This is a genomic window from Microbacterium sp., assembly GCF_047607465.1.
Taxonomy (GTDB): Bacteria; Actinomycetota; Actinomycetes; order Actinomycetales; family Microbacteriaceae; genus Microbacterium.
Genome location: NZ_JASGCY010000075.1, coordinates 61,624 through 83,981 on the forward strand (window position 1 = coordinate 61,624; position 22,358 = coordinate 83,981).

The window sequence follows — 22,358 nt, forward strand, 5'->3', positions numbered from 1 at the left end:
TTTCCTGACTCTAGCCTGTTGCCGTGACAGGACAGTCCAGCGCCGGGAGCGACTTCGAAGCCGCCGTGGCAGAACTGCGAGCCACCGCGTTCCGCGCGGACATCACCGTCCGGGAGATCCCGGCGCCGCAGAGCCTCGCGCCCCGCGCGATCGCCCTCGCCGCCGACGTGCGACCCGACGAGTCCGGCGATTCCGTCTACGGCACCGGACGCTTCGTGCTGCTGCACGACCCGGAGGAACCAGCCGCCTGGGACGGCGCCTGGCGCATCGTGCTGTTCGCCCAGGCGCCGCTGGAGACCGAGATCGGTACCGACCCGCTGCTGGCCGATGTCACCTGGTCATGGCTCATGGACGCGCTGGAGTCACGTCGCGCCCGCCACCGCGCGGCATCCGGCACCTCGACGAAGACCCTGTCGAAGGGTTTCGGAGGCCTTGCCTCCGAGGGCGACGGCGCACAGATAGAATTGCGGGCGTCCTGGACCCCGTCCGGCCCGTTCCGTCCGCATGTCGAAGCATGGGCCGAACTGGTCGGAATGCTGGCGGGTCTTCCGCCTGGTTCCGAGGGCATCGCCGTGCTCGGTGCGCGAAAGGCCGTACGTGACTGAATACTCCGTGATCTCCGACCGCGAGGAGTTCCTCGCGGCCTGCGCGGCGCTCGCCGCCGGCACGGGCCCCGTGGCCGTCGACGTCGAACGGGCGTCCGGCTTCCGCTATTCGCAGCGCGCCTACCTCGTGCAGGTCTTCCGACGCGACGCCGGCGTCTTCCTGTTCGATCCTCCCGCGCTCGGCGGCTTCGCCGCGCTGCAGGACGCGATCGGCGATGCGCAGTGGGTGTTCCACGCCGCGAGCCAGGACCTGCCGTCGCTGCGCGAGCTGGAGTTGGAGCCGGCGACGATCTTCGACACCGAGCTCGCCTCGCGTCTGCTCGGCCACACGAGGGTGGGTCTCGCCGCCGTGGTCGAGGACACGCTGGGGATCACTCTGAAGAAGGAGCACTCGGCGGCCGACTGGTCGACCCGGCCGCTGCCTTCTGCGTGGCTGGACTACGCTGCTCTCGATGTGCTGCACCTCATCGACGTGCAGGACGTGCTGCTCGCCGAACTCGCAGAACAGGGCAAGACGGAGATCGCCGCCGAGGAGTTCGCGGCCACCCTGAGCCGCCCGCCGAAGCCTCCGCGCGAGGATCCATGGCGCCGCCTCAGCGGGCTGCACCAGGTGCGCGGCGCCCGCAACCTCGCCGTCGCGCGGGAGCTGTGGCGCGCTCGGGAGTCGTTCGCGCAGGAGCAGGACATCTCCCCCGGGCGTCTGGTGCCCGATCGGTCGCTCGTCGCCGCTGTGCTGGCCGACCCGCAGAGCAAGGCGGCGCTGGCAGGGCTCAAGGACTTCCAGGGCCGTGCGAGCCGATCGCAGATCGACCGCTGGTGGCAGGCCATCGTCGACGGCCGTGCGAGCGATGACCTGCCCCGCGAGCGCGTCCCCAGCGACGCGCTGCCGCCGCCGCGCGCATGGGCCGACCGCAATCCAGAGGCTGACGCCCGCTTGAAGGCCGCGCGTCCCGTGGTGGAGGCGGTGGCTGAGGAGCTGGGGATGCCGACGGAGAACCTCCTGACGCCGGAGCACCTGCGCCGGGTGGCCTGGGAGCCGCGCGGCCTCTCTGCCGAGGAGATCGGCGACGCGCTGAGCGCTCTCGGCGCCCGCCGTTGGCAGATTGCACATACTGCACAGAAGATCGCAGACGCTTTTGTAGCCTCCACGCAGTCGTCCCACAACCCCTCCGCGCCGGATTCGTAGATTCAGTCCAACCGATTCCGCCGCCGCCCCGGCCATTCTTAAGCTGAGTTCATCGCAATTAACTTGGAGGCAGAGTGGCCGAGATCTCGGACGTCTACTTCGTCGATGGAGTGCGCACCCCGTTCGGGCGCGCCGGCGAAAAGGGCATGTACTGGAACACCCGCGCTGATGACCTCGCCGTGAAGGCGACCATCGGCCTGATGGAGCGGAACCCGGCGGTCCCCGCCGACCGCATCGACGACGTCGCGATCGCCGCGACCAGTCAGACCGGCGACCAGGGGCTCACCCTCGGACGCTCGGTGGCCATCCTCGCCGGCCTCCCGCAGACCGTGCCGGGACTCGCGATCGAGCGCATGTGCGCCGGCGCGATGACGAGCGTGACCACGATGGCCGCGTCCATCGGCATCGGCATGTACGACTTCGCCCTCGCCGGCGGTGTCGAGCACATGGGCCACCACCCGATCGGCGGCAACGCCGACCCCAACCCGCGCTTCGTCGCCGAGAAGATGGTCGACCCCGGAGCCCTGAACATGGGCGTCACCGCCGAGCGCATCTTCGACCGCTTCCCGCACCTCACCAAGGAGCGCTCTGACCGCTACGGCATGCTGAGCCAGCACAAGGTGCAGGCCGCATACGATGCAGGCAAGATCCAGCCGGATCTCGTCCCGGTCGCCGTGAAGGATGCCGAGGGCGCCTGGGCGCTGGCGTCCGAGGACGAGGGGCGTCGCCCGCAGACCACGATGGAGGACCTCGCTGGACTGAAGACGCCGTTCCGCCCGCACGGACGCGTCACCGCCGGCACCTCGTCACCGCTCACCGACGGCGCGACGATGTCACTGCTCGCCGGCGGCGGCGCCGTCAAGGAGTTCGGCCTCGCCCCGAAGATGCGCCTGGTGTCGTTCGCCTTCGCCGGTGTACAGCCCGAGATCATGGGCATCGGCCCGATCCCGTCCACCGAGAAGGCTCTGAAGAAGGCCGGTCTCACCATCGCCGACATCGGCCTCTTCGAGCTGAACGAGGCGTTCGCCGTCCAGGTGATCTCCTTGCTCGACCACTTCGGCATCGCCGACGACGACCCCCGCGTGAATCAGTGGGGCGGCGCCATCGCGCTGGGCCACCCGCTCGCGGCATCCGGCGTTCGTCTGATGATCCAGCTCGCCGCGCAGTTCGCCGAGCGCCCTGACGTCCGCTACGGCCTGACCGCGATGTGCGTCGGTCTCGGCCAGGGCGGCTCTGTCATCTGGGAGAACCCGCACTACGACGGAAAGAAGAAGAAGTGAGCTACGAAGACGTCGACTTCTCACCCATCCAGGCGCTCACCGAGGGCGAGGTGGTCACGCACTCCCCCGTGCGCGACATCCGCCTCCCCTCCGGCAAGGTGCTGGCGCTGATCACCCTCGACAACGGCCGCGACCACACGCGACCGAACACCCTGGGGCCGGCGACCCTCACCGAGCTCGGAACGACCCTCGATGGCCTGAAGTCCCGTGCCGCCGCGGGAGAGATCCACGCCGTCGGCATCACCGGCAAGCAGTACATCCTCGCCGCAGGCGCGGACCTGTCCGACATCACGAAGGTCGGCTCGCGCGACGACGCCAAGCTCATCGCGCAACTCGGACACAAGGTGCTCGGCGGACTCGGCGAACTCGGGGTGCCCTCCTTCGCCTTCGTGAACGGTCTGGCGCTCGGCGGCGGCCTCGAGATCGCCCTGAACTCGACCTACCGCACCGTCGACGCGTCCGCGGCGGCGATCGCACTGCCCGAGGTGTTCCTCGGGATCATCCCGGGCTGGGGCGGCGCCTACCTCCTGCCGAACCTCATCGGCATCGAGAACGCGCTCGAGGTCGTCATCTCGAACCCCCTGAAGCAGAACCGGATGCTGAAGCCGCAGCAGGCGTTCGACCTGGGCATCGTCGACGCGATCTTCCCGGCGGCGAACTTCCTCGAGAACTCGCTCGCCTGGGCCGATGCGGTCCTCGGCGGCAAGAAGGTGGAGCGCAAGAACGAGCCGGGCAAGATCGAGCGCCTCACGAAGTGGCCCATCGCCGTCAAGGTCGCGCGCGGCATGCTCGAATCGAAGATCGGCACCGTCCCGAAGGCGCCGTACGTCGCGCTCGACCTCCTCGACAAGGCGAAGAGCGGCAGCAGGGCCGAGGGCTTCGCCCGTGAGGACGACGCGCTCGCCGACCTCGTCACGGGCGACCAGTTCGCGGCGTCCATGTACGCGTTCGACCTCGTGCAGAAGCGAGCGAAGCGTCCGGTCGGCGCGCCCGACAAGGCCCTCGCGAAGAAGGTCGCCAAGGTCGGCATCATCGGCGCCGGTCTCATGGCGAGCCAGTTCGCGCTGCTGTTCGTGCGCAAACTGCAGGTGCCGGTGCTCATCACCGACATCGACCAGGCGCGCGTCGACAAGGGCGTGTCGTACATCCACGAGGAGATCGGCAAGCTCGAGGAGAAGGGGCGCCTGGACGCCGACACCGCCAACAAGCTGCGCGCGCTCGTCACCGGGACAACCGACAAGTCGCTCTACGCCGACTGCGACTTCGTGATCGAGGCCGTCTTCGAAGAGGTCGGCGTCAAGCAGCAGGTGTTCGGCGAGATCGAGAAGATCGTCGCCGAGGACGCGATCCTCGCCACCAACACCTCGTCCCTGTCGGTTGAGGAGATCGGCTCGAAGCTCGAGCATCCGGAGCGCCTCGTCGGCTTCCACTTCTTCAATCCGGTCGCGGCCATGCCGCTCATCGAGATCGTGAAGACGCCGTCGACGTCGGATGCGGCGCTGTCGACCGCCTTCGTCGTCGCGAAGGGGCTCGGCAAGAACGCGGTGCTCACCGCCGACGCTCCTGGTTTCGTCGTCAACCGCCTGCTCGCCAAGGTCATGGGCGAGGCGGCCCGCGCGGTGTACGAGGGAACGCCGGTGGCCGATGTCGAGAAGGCTTTCGCGCCGCTCGGCCTGCCGATGGGTCCCTTCCAGCTGATCGACCTGGTGGGCTGGAAGGTCGCCGCTCACGTGCAGGACACGATGGTGCGCGCCTTCCCCGACCGCTTCTACGCGAACGAGAACTTCCACGCTCTCGCCGAGCTGGACGCCGTCGTGGAGAAGGACAAGAGCGGGCGCGTCGTCGGCTGGACGAAGGCCGCGGAGAAGGTGCTGAAGTCCGCTGTTGGTTCCTCACCGGCATCCGCTGCGACGATCCTCGAGCGCGTGCAGATCGGGCTCGCCCAGGAGATCAAGCTGATGCTCGACGAGGGTGTCGTCCCCGAGGTCGAGGACATCGATCTCTGCCTCATCCTCGGCGCAGGCTGGCCCTTCATCGACGGCGGCGCCTCGCCGTACCTGGACCGTGAGGGTGCGTCAGAGCGCGCCTTCGGCGGGTCATTCCACACCCCGCAGATCCGCGGCATCGCCAACCGCTGATCCGCAACCGCCGAAAGCCTCGTCCGCCCAGCACCCTGTGCGGACGAGGCTTTCGACATCGCGCGAGCCAGAGCACGGCGGCGACCCGAACGAAGAACGAACAGTGCATGAACTCGCGCGTGTGGAGCAGAACTCGACGCGCGCGAGCGGGCACAGTGGTGACATGGACATGCTCTTCACCATGCTCGGCGGCAGGGGGGTGTCGGGCCTTCTGAAGACCGGCACCGCCGTCCTCACCACGCTGCTGGTCCTGCCGGCGCTCCTGAAGCTGTTCGTCGTCACCGTCGACGAGGGCTGGGCGGCGATCCGCACCCGCAACGGCAAGCCGATCATCCGCACCCGTCCTGCGCGGCGTCCGCAGGCAGGACGGGGCGCCGTCGGCGAGGTCGTCGTGCTCGATCCCGGCTCGCACGGCGCGTTCCCGCTGTTCTACTGGTACAAGCTCGTCGACGTGCGCTGCCGCGCCACCGACCTGCCCGCGCGCGAGCTCTCCGGCGCGAACGGCAGACAGCACAGGGTGCACGCGTCGTTCGAATGGCGTCCCCTCCCCACGGGGCGGGACCTGCGCGTGTTCGAGCTCGATGTCGTGAACGTCGCCGAGCGGGCCGCGAACATCGTCGGCGCCGCCCTGCGCGACGCCGTCCGCACCATCAACGGCGTCGGGCTTCCGCACAACGACGAGATCAACGATCGCGTCCTCGCGGCCTGCGCCGACGACGTCCGGCGCGCGTGCGGCGTCGAGCTCGTGCGTGTCATGATCACCGGCGACGCGCTCACCGACGGATACCTGCTCTCAGAGGCGCTGCGCGACGGCGATCGGGGCGCGCCGGCGGTCGCAGCCCTGCATGCGCTGAACTGAATCGTCAGCGGCGCTCGTGCAGCGGCAGGTCGATCGCTCCGGTCTCGCCGGCGTGCCTGGCGACCGGGATGCGCGTCCCGAGTACCTGCGCGACGACGTCCTGCGCGATCTTCGACACCGTCAGGCCGGCATCCGCCAGCACCTGCTCGCGGGACGCGTGGTCGATGAACTCGTCGGGAAGCCCGAGCTCGTCCACCGCGGTGTCGATGCCCGCCTCCCGCAGTACCTGGCGCACGCGCGTGCCGATGCCGCCGACACGGATGCCGTCTTCGAGGGTGATGACCAGCCGGTGCGTGCGGGCCAGGGCGAGGACGGATGGCTGCACAGGGATGGCCCAGCGCGGATCGATCACCGTGGCGCCGATCCCCTGCGCACGCAGGCGCGCAGCGACGTCCAAGCCGAGCGCGGCGAAGGGGCCGATCCCAACGATGAGAACATCGGAGCTCTCGCCGCGGGCGAGCACGTCGACCCCGTCTTCCAGCCGCTCGAGGGCTGGCAAGTCCGGTGCGACCTCGCCCTTGGGGAAGCGGATGACGGTCGGCGCGTCATCGACGAGGACCGCTTCCTCCAGCGCCTCGGTGAGACGCGCGCCGTCGCGGGGGGCGGCGATGCGGATGTGCGGAACGATCTGCAGCATCGCGAGATCCCACATGCCGTGGTGGCTGGGCCCGTCCGGTCCGGTGACGCCGGCCCGATCGAGCACGAAGGTCACGCCAGCACGGTGCAGCGCCACGTCCATCAGCACCTGGTCGAACGCACGGCCCATGAACGTCGCGTACACCGCGACCACGGGGTGCAGTCCGCCGTAGGCCAGACCCGCGGCGGATGCCACAGCGTGCTGCTCGGCGATGCCGACGTCGTACACGCGGTCGGGGAAGCGCTCGGCGAACGGCGCGAGACCTGTGGGGCGCAGCATCGCCGCCGTCATCGCGATGACGTCGGTGCGGCGCTCCCCGATCTCGACGAGCGCGTCGGAGAACACGTCCGTCCAGCCCTGGCCGCTCGTGGACAGCGGCTCGCCCGTCACGGGATCGATCTTGTTGACCGCGTGGAACTGGTCGGCCTCGTCGTCGCGCGCCGGCTGATATCCCCGGCCCTTCTCGGTGATGGCGTGCACGATCACCGGCGCGCCGTAGGACTTCGCGAGCTCCAGCGTCTCGATGAGAGCCGCCAGGTCGTGCCCGTCCACGGGACCGAGGTACTTGATATCGAGGTTCGAGTAGAGGGCCTCGTTATTCGTGAACCGCGAGAGGAACCCGTGCGTGCCTCCGCGGACGCCGCGGAACAGCGCGCGGCCGACCGGGCCGAAGGAGCGGAAGAACCGGTCGGACTTGCGGTGCAGGTCCCGGTAGGCGGCGGCCGTGCGCACCCGGTTGAGGTAGCGCGACATGCCGCCGATCGTTGGGGCGTACGAGCGGCCGTTGTCGTTGACGACGATCACCAGGTTGCGGTCGTTGTCGTCGGAGATGTTGTTCAAGGCTTCCCACGTCATGCCGCCGGTGAGCGCGCCGTCACCGACGACCGCGATGACGTGCCGGTCGCCGCGCCCGGTGGCGGTGAGCGCGCGGGAGATGCCGTCGGCCCAGCTCAGCGAGCTCGAGGCGTGCGAGGACTCGACGACGTCGTGCGGGCTTTCCGAGCGCTGCGGGTAGCCGGCCAGTCCCCCGCGCACCCGCAGCTGCGAGAAGTCCTTGCGGCCGGTGAGGAGCTTGTGCACGTAGGACTGGTGCCCGGTGTCGAAGATGAACGGATCGTCGGGAGAGGAGAAGACCCGGTGCAGGGCGATCGTGAGCTCGACGACGCCGAGGTTCGGACCGAGGTGGCCTCCCGTTCGGGAGACGTTCTCGACAAGGAACTCGCGGATCTCGCCGGCGAGCTCGACGAGTTCGTCAACGGACAGGGCGTCCAGGTCACGGGGTCCTGAGATGCTCGGAAGAATCGGCATCTGCACCTCCTCACAGGCTCCGTCGAGGCATCCGACCCTCCGGTTCGGGCGCCTCTGAGATCCTATCGCGCGCACCAGGGGAAGAGCCTGGCGCCGGGCAGGCGATCCGTGCGAAGCTCGTGCTCATGAACCACACGCAGAAGATCGAGGCAGGAGACATCGGCATCCTGCGCCAGATGTTCGCCTAGTGACGAGCGCTGGACCTGCTCCTGCACGCAGCAGCGCCCCACCCGGCCGAGGCCGGATGGGGCGCTGCGATGCGTCGGGTCAGACCAGCGAGCGCAGCACGTACTGCAGGATGCCGCCGTTGCGGTAGTAGTCGGCCTCACCGGGGGTGTCAATGCGGACGACCGCGTCGAACTCGACGGTCTGCTTGCCCTCGGGAGAGTGCTCGCTCGGGGCCGCGGTCACGCGGACGGTCTTCGGCGTGACGCCGTCGTTGAGCGCCTCGAGGCCGGTGATCGAGACGATCTCGGTGCCGTCGAGGCCCAGCGACTCCCAGCTCTCGCCGGCTGGGAACTGCAGCGGGACGACGCCCATGCCGATGAGGTTGGAGCGATGGATGCGCTCGAAGCTCTCGGTGATGACCGCCTTGACGCCCAGCAGGCTCGTGCCTTTGGCCGCCCAGTCGCGCGAAGAGCCGGAGCCGTACTCCTTGCCGCCGAACACCACGAGCGGGGTGCCCTGCTCCGCATAGTTCATGCACGCGTCGTAGATGTACGACTGCGGGCCGTCGGGCTTCGTGAAGTCGCGCGTGAACCCGCCCTCGACGATCTGGCCGTCGTTGACGGCCGAGACAAGCAGGTTCTTCAGGCGGATGTTCGCGAAGGTACCGCGGATCATCACCTCGTGGTTTCCTCGACGCGAGCCGAAGGAGTTGAAGTCCTTCCGGTCGACGCCGTGCTCCTCGAGGTACTTCGCAGCCGGCGTGCCCGGCTTGATGTTGCCGGCCGGGGAGATGTGGTCGGTGGTGACCGAGTCGCCGAGGGTCGCCATGACGCGCGCGCCGGTGATGTCCTTGACCGGGGTCAGCTCCATCGTCATGCCGTCGAAGTACGGCGCCCGGCGCACGTACGTCGAGTTCTCGTCCCACTGGAACTTGTCGGCATCGGGCGTCGGCAGATTCCGCCAGCGCTCGTCGCCGTCGAAGACGGTGGCATACTGCTTGATGAACTGGTCGCGCGAGATGGCCGAGTCGACGATCTCCTGCACCTCGTCGGGCGAGGGCCAGATGTCCTTGAGGAACACGTCGTTGCCCTCGGTGTCCTTGCCGAGCGGGTCGGTCTCGAAGTCGAAGTGCATGGAGCCTGCCAGCGCATAGGCGATGACCAGCGGCGGGCTCGCCAGGTAGTTCATCTTCACGTCGGGGCTGATCCTGCCCTCGAAGTTGCGGTTGCCCGAGAGCACCGCGGTCACGGCGAGGTCGTGCGAGTTGATCGCGGTCGAGACCTCTTCGATGAGCGGTCCGGAGTTGCCGATGCAGATGGTGCAGCCGTAGCCGACGGTGTAGAAGCCGAGGCCCTGGAGATCCTTGTCGAGGCCGGACTTCTCGTAGTAGTCGGTGACGACCTTGGAGCCGGGGCCCAGGGTGGTCTTGACCCAGGGCTTCTGCTTGAGGCCCTTCTGCAGGGCCTTGCGGGCGACGAGGCCGGCGGCGATCATCACCGACGGGTTCGAGGTGTTCGTGCACGAGGTGATCGCCGCGAGGGTGACCGCGCCGTTGTCGAGAATGTACTTCTCCCCCGCCGGCGTCGTCACCGGCACGGGCTTGGAGGCGTTGGCCGGGGCGCCGCTGGAGATGTGCACGGGGCGCGTGGTCGGCTCCTCCTCGCCGGGGACCTGGCCGGGGTCGGATGCCGGGAAGGAGTGCTTCGACTCGAGATCGACGATGTCGTCGCTGGTGGACGGCGTGGCGTAGCCCAGGATGTCCTTCTCGAACTGCGACTTCGCCTCGGAGAGCAGGATGCGGTCCTGCGGACGCTTCGGACCGGCGATCGACGGCACCACGGTGCCGAGGTCGAGCTCGAGGTACTCGCTGAAGACGGGCTCGTGCGAGGCGTCGTGCCAGAGCTTCTGCTCCTTGGCGTACGCCTCGACGAGCGCGACGGTCTCGTCGGGACGACCGGTCAGACGCAGGTAGTCGAGCGTGACGTCGTCGATGGGGAAGATCGCGGCGGTCGAGCCGAACTCCGGGGACATGTTGCCGATGGTGGCGCGGTTCGCGAGCGGTACCGAGGCGACGCCGGCGCCGTAGAACTCGACGAACTTGCCGACGACGCCGTGCTTGCGGAGCATGTCGGTGATGGTGAGCACGACGTCGGTCGCGGTGACGCCTGCGGGGATCTCGCCGGTGAGCTTGAAGCCGACGACGCGCGGGATGAGCATCGAGACGGGCTGGCCGAGCATGGCGGCCTCGGCCTCGATGCCGCCGACGCCCCAGCCGAGCACGCCGAGTCCGTTGACCATCGTGGTGTGCGAGTCGGTGCCGACGCAGGTGTCGGGGTAGGCGCGCAGCACGCCGTTGACGGTGCGGTCGTAGATGACCTTGGCCAGGTGCTCGATGTTCACCTGGTGCACGATGCCGGTCCCTGGCGGGACGACCTTGAAGTCCTGGAACGCGGTCTGGCCCCAGCGCAGGAACTGGTAGCGCTCGCCGTTGCGCTCGTACTCGATCTCGACGTTGCGCTCGAGGGCGTTCTCGGAGCCGAACAGGTCGGCGATGACGGAGTGGTCGATGACCATCTCTGCGGGCGAGAGCGGGTTGATCTTGTTCGCGTCGCCGCCCAGCGCCGTCACGGCCTCGCGCATGGTGGCGAGGTCGACGATGCAGGGCACGCCGGTGAAGTCCTGCATGACCACGCGCGCCGGCGTGAACTGGATCTCGGTGTTGGGCTCCGCTGCGGGATCCCACGATCCGAGAGCCTCGATCTGCGCCTTGGTGACGTTCGCGCCGTCCTCTGTGCGCAGCAGGTTCTCCAGGAGCACTTTCAGGCTGAAGGGGAGCTTGTCGAAACCGGGCACCGTGTCGATGCGGAAGATCTCGTAGTCGGTGCTGCCGACCGTCAGGGTGCTCTTGGCACCGAAGCTGTTCACCGTGGACACGATTCCGTCTCCTTCTGTTCTGATGGGAGCGACAGGCGCCTCCATCTTGCTCGCCCTCGAGCCCGGTCGGCTAGCAAGGCAGACCTAACCAGTCTGCTCCCCCGGAGCCGTGAGCGGAAGCGCACAATTTATCTTGATGTCAAGATAAATCTATCACGCCGGAGCGTCGCCTCCGGCATCCTGCGCTGGTGGCTGGAGCCGGCGTGCGACGATCCACGTCAACGCGAGCAGGACGGCGAAGAACGGGATGCCCATGACGATCTTGACGGTGCCGAGCGAGGCGACATCGCCCGAGAAGTAGAACGGCAGCTGCACGGCGAGACGGGCGAAGAACAGCCCCGCCCACGCGACCGACAGCCAGAAGAACGTGCGGCGCTTGCGCGGATCCTGACGCCAGGCGACACCTTCGCCAGTGAGGAAGCCGACGATCACGCCGATCAACGGCCACCGCACGAGCGCCGAGATGAAGAACACCGACCCGTAGGCGATGTTGGTGATGAACCCGATGACGAACTGATCCTCGGCGCGCCCGGTGAACAGCGGGAGCCCGGCGGCGACGACGGCCGCGACGAGTCCCGAGAGCGCGGCGACGGGCGGTGACTTCGACAGCAGCCGGATGACGGTGAAGACGGCCGCCGCCCCCACCGAGAGCACGAGGGCGAGGACGAGATCCTTCGTGACGGTGAAAGCGATGATGAAGGCGAGCAGCGGCAGCACCGACTCGACGATGCCCCGCCAGCCCCCGATGACGCCCCAGACCATCTGCCCGGTGGTGACATCGGCCTCCGGGTCGATGCCGGCGCGGCGCGCCGCGCCTCCGAGCGCGGCGCTGAGGATCTCGGATGCCGACGGCTCGCGCTCGGCGTCGGGCTCCGGCGCGCTCACGCTGAGCCCGGCGTCGCCGGCATCTTCAGCGGGATGAGGTCGCGCGGCGGCATCGGCGCGCTGCCACGCACGACGACGATCGAGCGGAAGAGATCCTCGACCTTCGCTGCGGCGTCGAGATCGGATGCCGCGGCGCCGCCGATCACTCCGCGCAGGAACCAGCGTGGGCCGTCGACGCCGACGAAGCGCGCGAGACGCAGCCCAGAGCCCTCGTTGGCCGCGGCGGGAACCTCGGCGAGGAGCTCCTTGCCGAGCGGGCCATCGCGCTCCTCGACGCGCCCGCCCTGGGCCTTCACTTGATCGCGCAGCTGCACGCGGGTCTCGTCCCACAGGCCTCCCGAGCGCGCAGCGGCGAAGGGCTGCACCTGCAACGAGGAGTCGGCATAGTCGAGGCCGACGGCCACGATGCGCTTGGACTGCTCCTCGACCTCGAGACGGAGGTTGAGCCCCTCACGCGGGAGGATCTTGATTCCTCCGAGATCGATGTACGGGCGCACCGGGTTCGCCTCGGAGTCATCGAGGGGGCCCTCGGTCGCGCGGTTCTCCGGCGCGGACTTCGACGGGGTGGCGTTGTTGAGAGTCATCAGCCTGTCCTGCTTCGTTACTGGGGGGGTGCTGCCTGATAGCCGGTGGAACCGAAGCCGCCCTCACCGCGAGTGCTGTCCGGCAGCTCCTCGACGGGGATGAAGGCGGCGCGGGTCACCGGCATGATGATCAGCTGAGCGATGCGATCGCCGACGGCGACATCGTACGCGCTGCGGATGTCGGTGTTGATCAGACTCACCTTGATCTCACCCCGATACCCCGCATCGACGGTGCCCGGAGCGTTGACGATCGAGATCCCGTGCTTCGCGGCCAGACCGCTGCGCGGCACGACGAAGGCGGCGAAGCCGTCGGGGAGGGCGATGCGCACGCCCGTTCCGACCAGCGCGCGCTCACCGGGCTCGAGGCGCACGGCCTCCGCGGCGACGAGATCGGCACCGGCGTCGCCGGGATGCGCGTACCCTGGCACGACGGCGGATCCGTCCAGCACGGGGGCGATAATGGGAACATCCACCGAATCAGTCACCCCATGAGGCTAATGCAGAAGCGCGCCCCCCACACACGCCCGTCGTACCGGGAGCGGCTCTCGCCGAGCCTGCGCCTGCTGGCCGCGGTGGCGCTGATGGGCCCCATGGTCTCCCTCGTCTTCGTGCCGGTGGGTTCGACGTTCGCCCTGATCATCGGCGGCACCGTCTCCGCAGCGCTGGTGGCGCTGTTCATCTGGCTCGCCCCAGTGGTCTCGGTGGAGGGCTCCGTGCTGCGCGCCGGCCGTGCCCGTATCGACACCCGTCACCTCGGAGCGCCGGTGGCGCTCACCGGCGACGAGGCCAAACAGGCCCGCGGCCCCTCGCTTCCCGCACGCGGGTGGCATCTCATCCGCGGCGGCATCGACGGTCTCGTCGTGATCCCCAACATCGACGCCGACGACCCCGTGACGACGTGGACGATCTCGTCGCGCACGCCCGACCGGCTCTGCGCCGCGATCGACGCCGCCCGCTGAGCATCGATCGGCGGGCCGTTCGCCTCGGCTCCCCGAAGACGACGACGCGCCCGGAACCTGACGGTTCCCGAGCGCGTGACGTACGGATGCTGCCGTGATCAGGCAGCGCACTCCTTGCAGATCGGACCGGACGCGTCTTCGTGGTCGAGCTGCGAGCGGTGCTTCACGAGGAAGCAGCCCATGCAGGTGAACTCGTCGTCCTGAGGAGGCAGCACGACGACATCGAGCTCGAGGTCCGACAGATCGGCCCCCGGCAGGTCGAAGCTGGACGGATTGTCCGAGTCCTCGTCGCCCGTCGAGCTCGACAGCTTGTCGGGCACACGCTCCTTGAGTGCTTCGATCGACTCGGAGTCGTCTTCGCTCTTGCGTGGAGCGTCGTAATCGGTTGCCATGGGGTGAATCTCCACTTTCATGGTGCGAGTGGCTGGGATCTTGCCGCAGGGTTCGGCGGGCATAGTTTGCACGACCGCGAGCGATTTAGCAAATGGTCCCGCCTGCGCCCGAGCAAACCGGCGGCGCGCCCAGAGTATTCCCTGCCAGGGCGCGTGCAGCGTGACACCATGAATGCACACCCATCCTTGAGGGGCATTCGCATGGAAAACGTCACCATCGTCGGCACGGAAGCCGGAGTCCTCGTACTCGCGACCGAATCCGGTGAGCGGTTCGCCCTGCCCATCGACGCCGTCCTGCACCGCGAGATCCGCCGCGCCACGACCGCCGCAGAACCGGCCGTCCAGAAGCTCGCCGCGAGCCCGCGCGACATCCAGGCGCAGATCCGAGCGGGTCTCACCGCCGCAGAGACGGCGGAGCTCCTCGGCATCGAGGTCGCCGACGTCGAACGCTTCGAGGGGCCGGTGCTCGCGGAGCGCGAGCACATCATCGGCCAGGCCCTCGCTGTGCCCGTGCTCATCGGCAGCGAGGTCGAGCCCGACGCGCAGCCCACCTTCGGCACGGCCATCCGGGCCAAGCTCGCAGATCTCGCGGCGACCGCGGAGCGCTGGGCGAGCTGGAAGGAGGAGTCGGGCTGGATCGTGAAGCTCGAGTTCACCGCCGACGAGGTCGAGCACGACGCGCGCTGGAGCTTCGATCCCCGTCGCAGTGCCCTCGCGCCCCTCAACGCCGACGCCACGCAGCTCTCCCGGCAGGGTTATCTCCCTGAGGGCCTCATCCCTCGTCTGCGCGCCGTCGAGGCGGATCGTCCCGCCTCCCCGTACAAGGACGACAGCCGCTTCGACTCCGGCGCCTTCGGGCCGCGTCTCGTCCCCTCCCCCGAGGCGGATGCCGAGGATCCCGCCGTCGCCGAGCGCTCCGGCGCCGCCGTGCAGAATGCGGCGATCAAGCGCGCACCGGAGGAGACGACGACGAGCCCCGAGACCGCTGATCTCCTCGAGGCGCTGCGCCGCCGTCGCGGTCAGCGCGAGTCCGCACCGCTGATCGACGACGACGCGGAGAGCGACGCGAATCCGATCGCGCTCTTCGAGAGCCTGGAGCTCGACGACGAGGCCGACGGCCCCGACGAAGGTGCGCCTGCGGCGTCAGGATCTGCGCCGGAGAGCAACCGACGGCGTCGGCGCAACGCCCTGCCGTCGTGGGACGAGATCGTCTTCGGAGCACGCACCGACGAGTGATCCGCGCCGTCAGAGCGCGAACGCACCACGGCGCAGCAACGGCACCAGACGCTCTTCTGCCGTGAGCGCTCCGTGCTGTCCGATCATGCCGCGGCTGCGCTGGTCGGCGGCCGTGCCGTCATAGAGCGCACGGTTCCCGCGCGCCACGACGAGGATGTCGCCGATGCGACCGGCCGCCGCCGAGGACACCTCCGGCCCGAAGAGGCCGGAAGTGATCGCTTCGTCCCGGCTGCCGACGTCGGCGGATCCCTCCAGCCTCTCCCGCCAGCCGGCGAGAACCGCATCCGCATCGGCATCGGGCTCGAGGTAGAGGTGCAGCATCCGCGGCTCTCCCCCGACGTGCGCGATGCCCTGCAGGTCGTCGGCGTCGAGGACGAGCTGACGATGGGCTGGCACGTCGATCATGCCGTGGTCGGAGGTGATGAGCACGCCCACCCCCGGGGGGATCCGCGTCGCGAGGGCGGCGTCGACGTCTTCGAGGGCCGCCACCCAGGCGAGGGAGTCGACGCCGTGCTTGTGCCCGGCCTTGTCGACCTCGGGCAGGTAGCAGTAGACCAGCGCCCCCGGATGCCGATGGGCGAGGTCGTAGGCGAGGGCGACGCGCTGCGCCGGCGAGGGCGCCGGAACGAAGTCAGCACCGCGCAGCGTCGCCTGGCTGAATCCGCTTCCGGCGTAGGCGGCGACGCCGACGGCGAACACCGGTCGGCCCTCGTCGCGGCCCGTTTCGAACACCGTCGGGGCGACCTGCCAGGATGCCGGGTCGATCGCCGCCTCGTTCCACCCCGAGAGCTGATTGACGAGCCGGTCGCCGGCGCGGTCGAGGACGCTGTATCCGACGAGTCCGTGCGCTCCGGGCCAGACGCCGGTGAGGATGCTCGTGAGCGCCGCCGCTGTCGTCGACGGGAACACCGAGGTGGCGACGTCCTTCTTGCCCATCCCGGCCGTCAGTGCCCGCGCGTGCCCGGCGTGGGCGCGCAGGTCGATCGCTCCGAGCCCGTCGACGACGACGAGCACCGCCGACTCCGCGCGGGGCAGGAGCCCCTGCTCGCCCCGCAGCGCGGCGAGCAGGTCGTGCGCCACCCCGACGATGCTCCAGGCTGACGCAGACTCGGGAGGTAGCATGAGGGACATCCGAGCCAGTCTGTCACAGGCTCCCGTTTGCCCTCAGGAACTCCATGCCGAAAACCCCGCCGCCCGAGCTCGCCCCGGAACGGATTCAGGACATCGACCTCGAGAGCGAGATGCAGGGCTCGTTCCTCGAGTACGCCTACTCCGTCATCTACTCCCGCGCGCTGCCCGATGCCCGCGACGGGCTCAAGCCCGTGCAGCGCCGCATCCTCTACCAGATGGCGGAGATGGGCCTGCGGCCCGACCGCGGGCACGTCAAGAGCGCCCGCGTCGTCGGCGAGGTGATGGGAAAGCTGCACCCCCACGGCGACTCGGCGATCTACGACGCCCTCGTCCGCCTCGCCCAGGACTTCGCGCTGCGCGTGCCGCTCGTCGACGGACACGGCAACTTCGGCTCTCTCGACGACGGCCCCGCCGCCGCTCGCTACACCGAGGCCCGACTCGCCGCTCCCGCGATGGCGCTCACCGAGAACCTCGACGAGGACGTCGTCGACTTCGTGCCGAACTACGACGGCCAGTTCCAGCAGCCGGCCGTGCTGCCTGCGGCCTTCCCGAACCTGCTCGTCAACGGAGCCAGCGGCATCGCCGTCGGCATGGCGACGAACATGGCTCCGCACAACCTCATCGAGGTCGTCGCCGCCGCGACGCACCTCCTCGAGCATCCGGATGCCACCACCGAGGAGCTCATGGAGTTCGTGCCCGGCCCGGATTTCCCCTCCGGGGGCATCCTCATGGGTCTCGACGGCGTGAAGGACGCCTACACGACGGGACGCGGAGCGCTCAAGGTGCGCGGCAAGGTCTCGGTCGAGCAGATCGCGCCGCGGCGCACGGGCATCATCGTCTCCGAGCTGCCGTACATGGTCGGCCCCGAGCGCCTCATCGAGAAGATCCGCGATGCGGTGCAGGCGAAGAAGCTCCAGGGCATCAGCGACGTCACCGACCTCACCGACCGCAACCACGGCCTGCGCGTCTCGATCGGCATCAAGACCGGGTTCGATCCGAACGCCGTGCTCGAGCAGCTGTACCGGCTGACGCCGCTGGAGGACTCCTTCAGCATCAACAACGTCGCCCTCGTCGAGGGTCAGCCCCGCACGCTCGGCCTCAAGGAGATGCTCAGCGTCTACGTGATGCACCGCCTCGAGGTGATCACGCGTCGCAGCCGTTACCGTCTCGCCCGCCGCGAGGAGCGCCTGCACCTCGTCGAGGGTCTGCTCATCGCCATCCTCGACATCGACGAGGTCATCCAGGTCATCCGCTCCTCCGACGACTCCGAGCAGGCCCGCACGCGCCTGCGCTCGGTGTTCGACCTCAGCGAGCTGCAGGCCGAGTACATCCTCGAGCTGCGCCTTCGGCGCCTCACGAAGTTCTCCCGCATCGAGCTGGAGACCGAGCGCGATGCGCTCCTCGCCGACATCGCCTCTCTCAAAGAACTGCTGGGCAGCCCGGCTCTGCTGCGCACCGCCGTTGCGCGCGAGCTGGATGCGGTCGCCGACGCCTACGGCACGCCTCGGCGCACGCTGCTGATGAACGCCGCTCCCCCCAAGCCCCGTGCGGCGAAGGACGCGGCGGACCTGCAGATCGCGGACGCCCCCACTGTGCTCGTGCTGTCGTCGACCGGCCGCGCCGTGCGCGTCGACATCGCCGAGGGGCAGGAGCTCACCGCCCCCGCGCGGCGCAGCAAGCACGACGCGATCCTCGCGACCGTCGAGACGACCGTCCGCGCCGAGCTCGGCGCCCTCACCAGCGCCGGTCGCGTGCTGCGGTTCTCGCCGGTCGATCTGCCCTCGGTACCGGCGACCTCCGTGCAGCTGGCCGCCGGCACCCCGCTGCGCGACTACCTCGGCATCACGGCCAAGGGCGAGCGCGTGGTCGGCTTCGTGCGGTTCGACAGCGAGACGCCGATCGCCCTCGGCACCGCGCAGGGAACGGTCAAGCGCGTCGTCCCCAGCGCTCTCCCGGCGCGAGCGGACGTCGAGGTCATCGGGTTGAAGCCGGGCGACGTCGTCGTCGGCGCCGCCGAGGCCGGTGACGACGCCGAGCTCGTCTTCGTCACCACGGATGCGCAGCTGCTGCGGTTCTCCGCCTCTGCGGTGCGCCCTCAGGGCGCCCCTGCGGCAGGCATGGCCGGTATCAAACTCGGCGCCGGCGCGTCGGTGCTGTTCTTCGGTGCGGTCGCACCGGACTCGGATGCCGTCGTGGCGACGGTCTCCGGCAGTGAGAGCGTGCTGCCGGGAACCGACCCAGGGCGAGCCAAGGTGTCAGCGTTCGGAGAGTACCCCGCCAAGGGCCGCGCCACCGGTGGGGTTCGCGCGCACGCGTTCCTGAAGGGCGAGGATCGGTTGACCGTCGCCTGGGTTGGCCCCGCTCCCGCCCTCGCCGTCGACCCGACCGGCGCCGTGCGCAAGCTCCCCGAGCCGGGTGCGCGCCGCGACGCCTCCGGTCAGAGCATCGAGGGCGTCATCGGCTCGATCGGGCGCACGCTGGGGAACTGAGAGGAGCGCGCGTCAGCCGCCTACCCCCGGTCGAAGGCCACCAGGCGGGCATCCGCTGCCCCGGCGCGCCTGTCCAGGGCTTCGGCGAGCAGCGCGTATTCCGGCGTGATCGTCGTGCCGGGCGCCCCCAGCGCGAACCGGCGGGAGGAGCCCTGCCGCGGTACGATCCTCAGCTCCGGCCCCTGGCGCCCCGGTGGGGAGAGCCAGATCCGTTCCAGCCCGGTGTAGGCGAACGGCGCATCGTCGACACGCAGCTGCTGTGCACCGACGACGATCTCCCGCGACACGCGCCGCAGCACCGCGGCGCTGGCCAGCCCGGCGACGAGAGCACCCAGCCCGGCCAGCGCGATGATCAGCAGCCCGAGTGCGACGAGGAGGTCGATCAGGTCCGGGAGCATCATCCCGGCGACGCCGCCGGCGATCCCCGCCACCGCGGCCACGGCGCCGGCGATGACGAGCCGCCGCACGCGGGTACGGCTCGCCGCGCTGTCGATGCGGAAGGCGAGGTCCCCTCGATCGACCGGGCTCCCGGCCGGATCGGCCGGCTCCGGCGACTGCAGGACCGCGAGCAGGTCGTTGAAGTCCGACCGGCTGAACCCGGGGAGGACGATCCGTTCGGAGCGGTCCCCGACGACCGCGACGAGCTCGCGCGTCGTGGCCGAGCGGAAGCCGTTGCTGTAGTGGGCCGTCACCTGCGAGCCGAACGCCGTCCGCGCGCGATCCCAGGAGCGGATCGTCAGCCACGGCCTGCGGACCTCGACCCGCGCGGCGGTGACATGAACGGAGAGATTGCGCATCCACAGCACCGCGAACGCCGCCGCGAGCAGCGCCACCACGAGTCCGGCCACCAGCACGAGCGCCCGGGTCTGCTGCGGCCAGGTCCGCGGCAGGAAGTTCCGGCCGGCGACCAGGACGACGACCCAGAGCGCACAGGTCGACACGAGACCGGTCAGCAGCACACGCCACAGCGGCACCCGGAAGACCCGCTCGGTGCTCGCCTCGCCACGGCCCGAGGATTCCGACTGCCGCATGGCCACATCATGCCACGCCGGGCAGGGCCCCGGCGATGGGCAGCTCAGGCGTCGATCGACTCGCGGGAGAGGTGACCTGCGGAGTCGATGATGAACTCGCGGCGCGGCGCGACCTCGTTGCCCATGAGCAACTCGAAGACGCGTCCAGCGGCCTCGGCGTCCTCCATGCGCACTCGGCGCAGCAGACGCCCGCCCCGGTCCATCGTCGTCGAGGCGAGCTGCTCGGCATCCATCTCGCCGAGACCCTTGTAGCGCTGGATCGGCTCGTGCCAGCGCTTGCCGGACTTGCGCAGCTTCGCCAGCAGCGCGTGCATCTCCTGCTCGCTGTACGTGTAGATCGTCTCGTTGGGCTTGGAGCCCGGGTTCATCACGATCACCCGGTGCAGCGGTGGCACGGCGGCGAACACGCGGCCCTGCTCGATCAGCGGTCGCATGTACCGGAAGAAGAGCGTGAGCAGCAGCGTGCGGATGTGCGCGCCGTCGACGTCTGCGTCGCTCATCAGGATGATCTTGCCGTAACGCGCCGCGTCGATGTCGAAGCTGCGGCCTGATCCCGCACCGATCACCTGGATGATCGAGGCGCACTCGGTGTTCGACAGCATGTCGCCCACGGACGCCTTCTGGACGTTGAGGATCTTGCCGCGGATGGGCAGCAGCGCCTGGAACTCACTGTTGCGCGCGTTCTTGGCGGTGCCGAGGGCCGAATCCCCCTCGACGATGAACAGCTCGCTGCGCTCGACATCGTTGGTGCGGCAGTCGACGAGCTTGGTCGGCAGCGTAGAGGACTCCAGAGCGTTCTTGCGTCGCTGGGTCTCCTTGTGGGCGCGGGCGGAGACCCTGGCCTTCATCTCGGCGACGATCTTGTCGAGCAGCTGGTTCGCCTGGCTCTTGTCGTCGCGCTTGGTGGAGCCGAAGCGCTCGGCCAGTTCCTTGCGCAGCACCTGGGCGACGATCTGGCGCACGGCCGGGGTGCCGAGCACCTCCTTCGTCTGCCCCTCGAACTGCGGCTCGGGGACGTTCACGGTGAGCACGGCGGTGAGGCCGGCGAGCACGTCGTCCTTCTCGAGCTTGTCATTGCCGACCTTGAGCCGGCGGGAGTTCTGCTCGACCTGGGCGCGCAGCACCTTCAGCAGCTCCTGCTCGAAGCCCTGCTGGTGCGTTCCCCCCTTGGGCGTGGCGATGATGTTCACGAACGAACGGATCGCCGTGTCGTAGCCGGTCCCCCAGCGCATCGCGATGTCGACCGCGCAGACCCGCTCCACCTCGGTGGCGACCATGTGGCCGTCGGGCTGGAGCACCGGCACGGTCTCCTTGAACGTGCCCTCACCCTGGACGCGCCAGGTGTCGGTGACGGGGGCATCGGTGGCGAGGTAGTCCACGAACTCCGAGATGCCGCCCTCGTAGAGGTACGAGGTCTCGTTCGTCTGCTCGGCGCGCTCGTCTCGGACGACGAGCTCGAGCCCTGGCACGAGGAAGGCCGTCTGCCGTGCCCTCGTCTCCAGGTCGCCGAGTTGGAAGGCGGCGTCCTTCGTGAAGATCTGGCGATCAGCCCAGTAGCGGATACGGGTGCCGGTGACCCCGCGGGGGGCCTTGCCGATGACGCGCAGCTCGCTCTTGTCCTGGAAGGGCGTGAACGGCGCATCCGGGCGCTTCTCGCCGCCGGCGTCGTCGAAGACCCCCGGCTCGCCCCGGCGGAACGACATGGCGTAGGTCTTGCCGCCGCGGTCGACCTCCACATCGAGGCGCTCGGAGAGCGCGTTGACCACGGAGGCGCCCACACCGTGCAGACCGCCGGATGCCGCGTACGAGCCGCCGCCGAACTTGCCGCCGGCGTGCAGCTTCGTGAAGACGACCTCGACGCCCGTGAGACCGGTGCGTGGCTCGACATCGACGGGGATGCCGCGTCCGCGGTCATGCACCTCGACGCTGCCGTCCGCGTGCAGGATGACGTCGATCTTCGTGCCGTTGCCTGCGACGGCCTCGTCGACGGCGTTGTCGATGATCTCCCAGAGGCAGTGCATGAGCCCTGGCGACCCGTTCGACCCGATGTACATGCCAGGGCGCTTGCGGACGGCCTCGAGGCCTTCGAGCACCTGGAGATGATGGGCGGAATACTCGGCGGTCACAATCTCCGAGTCTATTCGCGCCTGCGCCCCGCGCCCCGCAGACACTCCCCTGCGGGACGCACCTGGTACCGTGCCCGTACGCGGTGAGCGAAACACGCCGCCATCCGGGCATCCATCCAGCATCGGCGTGGTTGTATTGAACACGGCCCGCCGGCGAACCCGATACTCAAGGAGGCACCGAGATGAATGCAACGACCGACCACCTGGCCTCCGCCGTCGATTTCCGGCTGACCGCCGTGGATCGCTGCGATTCCTGCGGCGCACAGGCGTACATCGCCGCCGTCGTCAACGATTCCGAACTGCTCTTCTGCGCCCACCACGGCCGCAAGTACGAGGAGAAGCTCCGCAGCGTCGCCACCAGCTGGCACGACGAGACCGCGCGCCTCATCGAGGCCTGAGTCCTTCGACAG

The 22,358-nt window shown here is 69.3% G+C and carries 18 protein-coding genes; 9 read left to right on the plus strand and 9 right to left on the minus strand.

Going from position 1 to position 22,358, the window contains the following annotated elements:
• The first annotated feature begins 23 nt into the window (after positions 1-23).
• The 5 genes from QM568_RS11115 to QM568_RS11135 all read left to right on the plus strand — a co-directional run bounded on the left by QM568_RS11115 (position 24) and on the right by QM568_RS11135 (position 6,068).
• On the plus strand, positions 24-605 hold the full coding sequence (locus QM568_RS11115) for a DUF3000 domain-containing protein (protein WP_415138784.1): 582 nt from the start codon (positions 24-26) through the stop codon (positions 603-605).
• Positions 598-1,791 carry a ribonuclease D gene (locus QM568_RS11120; protein WP_415138786.1) on the plus strand — a complete coding sequence of 398 codons (1,194 nt, stop codon included), beginning with the start codon at positions 598-600 and terminating at the stop codon, positions 1,789-1,791. The genes QM568_RS11115 and QM568_RS11120 overlap by 8 nt, the downstream gene beginning before the upstream one ends.
• Before the next feature lie 74 nt (positions 1,792-1,865).
• Entirely contained in the window at positions 1,866-3,071 is a 1,206-nt protein-coding gene (locus QM568_RS11125) for a thiolase family protein (RefSeq protein WP_415138788.1), read from the plus strand.
• Positions 3,068-5,209 (plus strand): 3-hydroxyacyl-CoA dehydrogenase NAD-binding domain-containing protein, encoded by a 2,142-nt coding sequence (locus QM568_RS11130; RefSeq protein WP_415138790.1) that lies wholly within the window; start codon positions 3,068-3,070, stop codon positions 5,207-5,209. The genes QM568_RS11125 and QM568_RS11130 overlap by 4 nt, the downstream gene beginning before the upstream one ends.
• Positions 5,210-5,372: 163 nt before the next feature.
• On the plus strand, positions 5,373-6,068 hold the full coding sequence (locus QM568_RS11135) for an SPFH domain-containing protein (protein ID WP_415138792.1): 696 nt from the start codon (positions 5,373-5,375) through the stop codon (positions 6,066-6,068).
• Between the two features lie 4 nt (positions 6,069-6,072).
• Here QM568_RS11135 and dxs read toward each other — a convergent pair whose 3' ends face one another.
• The 5 genes from dxs to dut all read right to left on the minus strand — a co-directional run bounded on the left by dxs (position 6,073) and on the right by dut (position 13,069).
• The gene (dxs, locus tag QM568_RS11140) at positions 6,073-8,013 is read right to left on the minus strand and encodes a 1-deoxy-D-xylulose-5-phosphate synthase (protein ID WP_415138794.1); all 1,941 of its coding nucleotides are present in this window, start codon (positions 8,011-8,013) and stop codon (positions 6,073-6,075) included.
• A gap of 267 nt (positions 8,014-8,280) precedes the next feature.
• Entirely contained in the window at positions 8,281-11,115 is a 2,835-nt protein-coding gene (locus QM568_RS11145) for an aconitate hydratase (RefSeq protein ID WP_415138796.1), read from the minus strand.
• A 153-nt stretch (positions 11,116-11,268) separates the two neighbouring features.
• Positions 11,269-12,000, minus strand: coding sequence for a DUF3159 domain-containing protein (locus tag QM568_RS11150; protein WP_415138798.1), 732 nt, complete (start codon positions 11,998-12,000; stop codon positions 11,269-11,271).
• Positions 11,997-12,584 carry a DUF3710 domain-containing protein gene (locus QM568_RS11155; protein WP_415138799.1) on the minus strand — a complete coding sequence of 196 codons (588 nt, stop codon included), beginning with the start codon at positions 12,582-12,584 and terminating at the stop codon, positions 11,997-11,999. Before QM568_RS11155 ends, QM568_RS11150 begins: the two co-directional genes overlap by 4 nt.
• Positions 12,585-12,601: 17 nt before the next feature.
• Positions 12,602-13,069 (minus strand): dUTP diphosphatase, encoded by a 468-nt coding sequence (gene dut, locus QM568_RS11160; protein WP_415138800.1) that lies wholly within the window; start codon positions 13,067-13,069, stop codon positions 12,602-12,604.
• Positions 13,070-13,072: 3 nt separating this feature from the next.
• On the opposite strand from dut, the gene QM568_RS11165 reads away from it, so the two are divergent.
• The gene (locus tag QM568_RS11165) at positions 13,073-13,543 is read left to right on the plus strand and encodes a DUF3093 domain-containing protein (RefSeq protein WP_415138801.1); all 471 of its coding nucleotides are present in this window, start codon (positions 13,073-13,075) and stop codon (positions 13,541-13,543) included.
• Positions 13,544-13,641: 98 nt separating this feature from the next.
• Here the strand turns inward: QM568_RS11165 and QM568_RS11170 are convergent, their stop codons facing one another.
• The gene (locus tag QM568_RS11170; RefSeq protein WP_415138803.1) at positions 13,642-13,935 is read right to left on the minus strand and encodes a DUF4193 domain-containing protein; all 294 of its coding nucleotides are present in this window, start codon (positions 13,933-13,935) and stop codon (positions 13,642-13,644) included.
• Between the two features lie 201 nt (positions 13,936-14,136).
• On the opposite strand from QM568_RS11170, the gene sepH reads away from it, so the two are divergent.
• A complete protein-coding gene (sepH, locus tag QM568_RS11175) occupies positions 14,137-15,171 on the plus strand; it encodes a septation protein SepH (RefSeq protein WP_415138805.1) in 1,035 nt (344 codons plus the stop codon).
• Between the two features lie 9 nt (positions 15,172-15,180).
• Here the strand turns inward: sepH and QM568_RS11180 are convergent, their stop codons facing one another.
• A complete protein-coding gene (locus QM568_RS11180) occupies positions 15,181-16,302 on the minus strand; it encodes an alkaline phosphatase family protein (RefSeq protein ID WP_415138807.1) in 1,122 nt (373 codons plus the stop codon).
• Between the two features lie 44 nt (positions 16,303-16,346).
• Between QM568_RS11180 and QM568_RS11185 the strand changes: the two genes are divergently transcribed.
• On the plus strand, positions 16,347-18,791 hold the full coding sequence (locus tag QM568_RS11185) for a DNA gyrase/topoisomerase IV subunit A (protein ID WP_415138809.1): 2,445 nt from the start codon (positions 16,347-16,349) through the stop codon (positions 18,789-18,791).
• A 20-nt stretch (positions 18,792-18,811) separates the two neighbouring features.
• Here the strand turns inward: QM568_RS11185 and QM568_RS11190 are convergent, their stop codons facing one another.
• Together QM568_RS11190 and QM568_RS11195 are read right to left on the minus strand one after the other, a co-directional pair.
• On the minus strand, positions 18,812-19,822 hold the full coding sequence (locus QM568_RS11190; protein ID WP_415138811.1) for a hypothetical protein: 1,011 nt from the start codon (positions 19,820-19,822) through the stop codon (positions 18,812-18,814).
• Positions 19,823-19,866: 44 nt separating this feature from the next.
• The gene (locus QM568_RS11195) at positions 19,867-21,948 is read right to left on the minus strand and encodes a DNA gyrase/topoisomerase IV subunit B (protein WP_415138813.1); all 2,082 of its coding nucleotides are present in this window, start codon (positions 21,946-21,948) and stop codon (positions 19,867-19,869) included.
• A 182-nt stretch (positions 21,949-22,130) separates the two neighbouring features.
• On the opposite strand from QM568_RS11195, the gene QM568_RS11200 reads away from it, so the two are divergent.
• Positions 22,131-22,346 (plus strand): hypothetical protein, encoded by a 216-nt coding sequence (locus QM568_RS11200; RefSeq protein WP_415138815.1) that lies wholly within the window; start codon positions 22,131-22,133, stop codon positions 22,344-22,346.
• Positions 22,347-22,358: the final 12 nt, after the last annotated feature.